4 protein-coding genes are annotated in these 3,911 nt (G+C 66.9%); 3 read left to right on the top strand and 1 reads right to left on the bottom strand.

Annotation, left to right across the window (positions count from 1 at the left end):
- Nucleotides 1–409 precede the first annotated feature (409 nt).
- The 3 genes from moaA to ABEA87_RS42045 all read left to right on the top strand — a co-directional run bounded on the left by moaA (nucleotide 410) and on the right by ABEA87_RS42045 (nucleotide 2,924).
- Nucleotides 410–1,411, top strand: coding sequence for a GTP 3',8-cyclase MoaA (gene moaA / locus ABEA87_RS42055; RefSeq protein ID WP_345639397.1), 1,002 nt, complete (start codon nucleotides 410–412; stop codon nucleotides 1,409–1,411).
- A gap of 61 nt (nucleotides 1,412–1,472) precedes the next feature.
- Complete coding sequence (locus ABEA87_RS42050; protein ID WP_345639396.1) at nucleotides 1,473–1,727, top strand: hypothetical protein; 255 nt, start codon at nucleotides 1,473–1,475, stop codon at nucleotides 1,725–1,727.
- A gap of 6 nt (nucleotides 1,728–1,733) precedes the next feature.
- Nucleotides 1,734–2,924 carry an XdhC/CoxI family protein gene (locus ABEA87_RS42045; RefSeq protein ID WP_345639395.1) on the top strand — a complete coding sequence of 397 codons (1,191 nt, stop codon included), beginning with the start codon at nucleotides 1,734–1,736 and terminating at the stop codon, nucleotides 2,922–2,924.
- A 124-nt stretch (nucleotides 2,925–3,048) separates the two neighbouring features.
- On the opposite strand, the gene ABEA87_RS42040 is transcribed toward ABEA87_RS42045, so the two are convergent.
- Nucleotides 3,049–3,486: a molybdenum cofactor biosynthesis protein MoaE gene (locus ABEA87_RS42040; RefSeq protein ID WP_345639394.1), complete on the bottom strand. Its 438-nt coding sequence runs from the start codon at nucleotides 3,484–3,486 to the stop codon at nucleotides 3,049–3,051.
- Between the last annotated feature and the right edge of the window lie 425 nt (nucleotides 3,487–3,911).

Genomic DNA, 3,911 nt, shown 5'->3' with positions numbered 1-3,911 from the left:
CCCAGACGCGGTGCACGACGCGATCGTTGCGAGTCCCTGCCGCCACGGCGTCGTGCACCACGTTCGGGCTCGGGACTGCCCGTGCATCGTCGATCCGACCGCGGGCTCCGGTTATCGGAGCGTGCGAGCGGGCCGGGGCCTGCGCTGAGGTAGCAACAGTCGTCAGCAGTACTGCTGCGGCAGCGCAGGCCGTTTTCGGCCTTGACGATCGGCGCCCGCGCAGCCGCGTGGCCACCGCACGATCTCGACGCGATCGGCGAAGTACCACGCGGCTGCATCTGGCTGCGATGCCCCACCTGCGCCGGCACCGATCGGCGTACATATCCCGATTGGATCAACACCAATGAAGGTCGAGACATTCGGCACGGCCGCGAACACGCTGGCACGCGATACGGTCGAGAGCGTGGAGATGACCAACGACGGTCTCGTCGATCAGTACGGGCGAACGGCCGTGGATCTCCGAGTGTCGTTGACCGACAAGTGCAATCTGCGCTGTACCTACTGTATGCCGGCCGAGGGCCTCGAGTGGCTGGCCGGTCCGGACCTACTGACCGACGATGAGATCGTCCGGCTGATCGACGTCGGTGTCACGCGACTCGGTATCCGCGACGTGCGCTTCACCGGCGGTGAGCCTCTGATTCGGCGCGGGCTGCTACCGATCGTCGCCGCCACGGCGGCGCTGCGGCCTCGGCCGAGCATCTCGATAACCACGAACGGATTGGGGCTCGCTAAGCTCGCGTCGCCGCTTGCGGCGGCTGGGCTTGACCGCGTCAACGTCTCACTGGACACGCTGCGGCCCGCCCGGTTCGAGCGACTGACTCGACGCGACCGGCACCGCGACGTGATTGCCGGGCTCGCCGCTGCCGCCGACGCTGGCCTCGTCCCGGTCAAAATCAACGCGGTCCTGCTGCGCGGCGTCAACGACGACGAGGCCGTTCCCCTGCTGCGCTTCGCGTTGACCCACGGCTACGAAATGCGGTTCATCGAGCAGATGCCGCTCGACGCTGGGCATACCTGGAACCGGAACGCCATGGTCAGAGCTGAAGAGATCTTGGCGGCGCTAGGGGTCGAATTCACGTTGACCCCCGACCCTGGACACCGAGGCGCCGCGCCTGCGGAGATCTGGCTGGTCGACGGGTACGACGGCGCTTCGGTCGGCATCATCGGCAGCGTCACCCGACCGTTCTGCGGCGACTGTGACCGCACCCGCCTGACCGCCGACGGGCAGATCCGCTCCTGCCTGTTCAGCCAAGATGAGTCGGATCTGCGCGGCGCACTGCGGGGCGGCTGCGACGACGCTGAGATCGCCCGCCGATGGCGGGTCGCTATGGCCGGGAAACTGCCGGGTCACGCGATCAACGACCGACTGTTCCTCCAGCCTGCCCGGCCAATGTCCGCGATCGGCGGCTGACCGGATCGCTTTGTCGGATGGCGACGATGCCGCTTTCATCTACGTACAGGGGAAAAGGGCGGTGATACTGACGATGCGGAATCTCTCGACGATCTGCGAGGACGCGGACACTCCGGACGTTCTCGAAGCCCCGACGATCGGCCCATTCCGTTTTGCCGCCAAGGGGCACCTGGCGTATCGGCTGGTGTGGGTCAATCCGCACTCAGGCCGAGACGGCTATGAACCGTTGACCGGCGGCATGGCAGCGGCACTGCCGCATCTTGATGATTCGTGTGCGGCCACGGTGCTGCGGCCTTGGAGGATGTTGTGCGGGTGATCTCCCATGCGTGAGGTGTTGGACGATCTGGAACGCTGGTGGAGGGCGGGAGAGGCCGTCGGCATGGCTACGGTCGTCGCGACGTGGCGCTCGGCGCCGCGCCCGGCGGGTGCGACGATGCTGGTCGGCGCGGACGGGACAGCGGTGGGCAGCGTGTCCGGCGGTTGTGTCGAGGGCGCGGTGTACGAGTTGGCGGCGTCGGTGGTGGCGGCGGGCGCCCCGGTATTGCAGCGCTACGGCGTCAGCGATGACGACGCGTTCGCGGTGGGTTTGACCTGCGGCGGCATCCTGGATGTATACGTCGAGAAAATCGACCCCGCCACCTTCCCCGAGTTTGGTGGGGTCATCGAGGCGATTCGGTCCTCGACACCGGTGGCCGTCATCACGTGCGTCGCCGCGTCCAAGGCGAGCGTCGCGCTCGCACCCGGTGGCCCCGTCATAGAAACCGACGCCCCAGCGGCCGCGGCCGGTGACCCGGCTGGTCGGCTAGGGCGACGACTGGTCGTGTACGAGGACCGTGTCGAGGGCACGCTCGGCGGTGACAGAATCGATGACGCGGTCGCCGACGATGCGCGCGGCATGCTCGCCAACGGCCGGACCGGGACGTTGAAGTACGGCTACGAGGGACAGCGCCGCGGTGACGAGCTGACCCTGTTCGTCGCGTCGTACCACGCACCGCCGCGGATGATCGTGTTTGGCGCAATCGACTTTGCCGCCGCCGTCGCGCGGATAGGAGCATTTCTCGGATACCGCGTGACCGTCTGTGATGCGCGGCCGGTGTTCGCCACGAAGCGCCGGTTCCCGGACGCACACGAGGTCATCGTCGCGTGGCCGCACCGCTACCTGGCCGCTGAGGCCGACGCCGGACGACTGGACAACCGCACGGTCGTCTGTGTCCTCACCCACGATCCGAAATTCGACGCGCCGCTGCTGGAGGTGGCGCTGCGGCTGCCGCTGGCCTATATCGGAGCGATGGGGTCGCGCCGCACGCACGACGATCGCATCAAACGGCTGCGCGACAGCGGCTTGACCGAGGCGGAATTGGCTCGTCTTGCATCACCGGTCGGATTGGACCTTGGCGCGCGTACCCCGGAGGAGACGGCCGTCAGCGTCGCAGCTGAGATCATATCCGCGCAATGGGGTGGCAGCGGCGAGCATCTGTCCACAATGGGGGGTAGCATCCACCACGACACGTGATCCGCCGTGAATCCACGACAAACCACTCGCCTCCTTGCGGTGACCGTCAAGACAGGATTTGGCCGGCATTTAGCGCACACGCGGCGTTCATACGCCGCTTCGCCGAAATCGGAGGCGTAGCGGGTCATGGGCAATTGACCCACTCGTCGGTACCGTCGTCGAACACTTGCCGCTTCCAGATCGGTAGCCGCGCCTTCGCCTCATCGACCAGCTGTCCACAGATACTGAACGCCTCGCCGCGGTGCGCGGTCGCGACAGCGGCGACGATGGCGACGTCACCGATCTCCAGCGCGCCGAATCGATGCGACACGGCCAATGCCAGAACATCCGGGTGGGCGGCGTACTTCTCGGCCACCTCGCGCAGCACGCGGGCGGCGTCGGGGTGACTTTCGTATTCGAGCTTGTCCACGGCCCGACCGTGATCGTGGTTACGAACCGCGCCCTGGAACACCACGATCGCCCCGGCGGCGCGATGCGCGACCGCCGCCTCGTGCGCGGCGATATCCAATGGTTCGCTGGTGACGGCCAGCAGCGTGATCCGAGACGTCGACGGAGCGCTCACCGAAATTCCTCCATTACCGTTCCCACCGGACCGTCACGACATCCCGCATCGCGTCCCCCAGGTACGAACCATCCGGGCCCGTGCCCAGATCGCGCAGCGCCGCCTCGACGTCGTCGACTCGACTCGGTCCCAAGCATAGCCGCCGGCACGCTGAACGATCCATCAGAGCAGCACGAGCTTGCTCCACATCCGCGACGTGGCGTACCGGTGGGTCAGCGCGGAGATGGCCCAACGGCTCGTCACCTTGTCGACACAGCTAAGCATCTGGCCGAGAACACACACGCTGCCCTAACGATCGGTTCAATAGACGCGGCCTGCCTGCCTCAGGTCGAGGCCGCGCCTAACAAATCCGCTCCTTCCCGCTAACGACGCCGTGATCGCAGGGACACGCCGCGGCGATGGACGCTCGATGACCTTCGGCCGAA

It is taken from the genome of Rugosimonospora acidiphila (assembly GCF_039543385.1).
Classification (GTDB): Bacteria; Actinomycetota; Actinomycetes; order Mycobacteriales; family Micromonosporaceae; genus Rugosimonospora; species Rugosimonospora acidiphila.
This window is presented reverse-complemented; position numbering and strand designations above follow the sequence as displayed.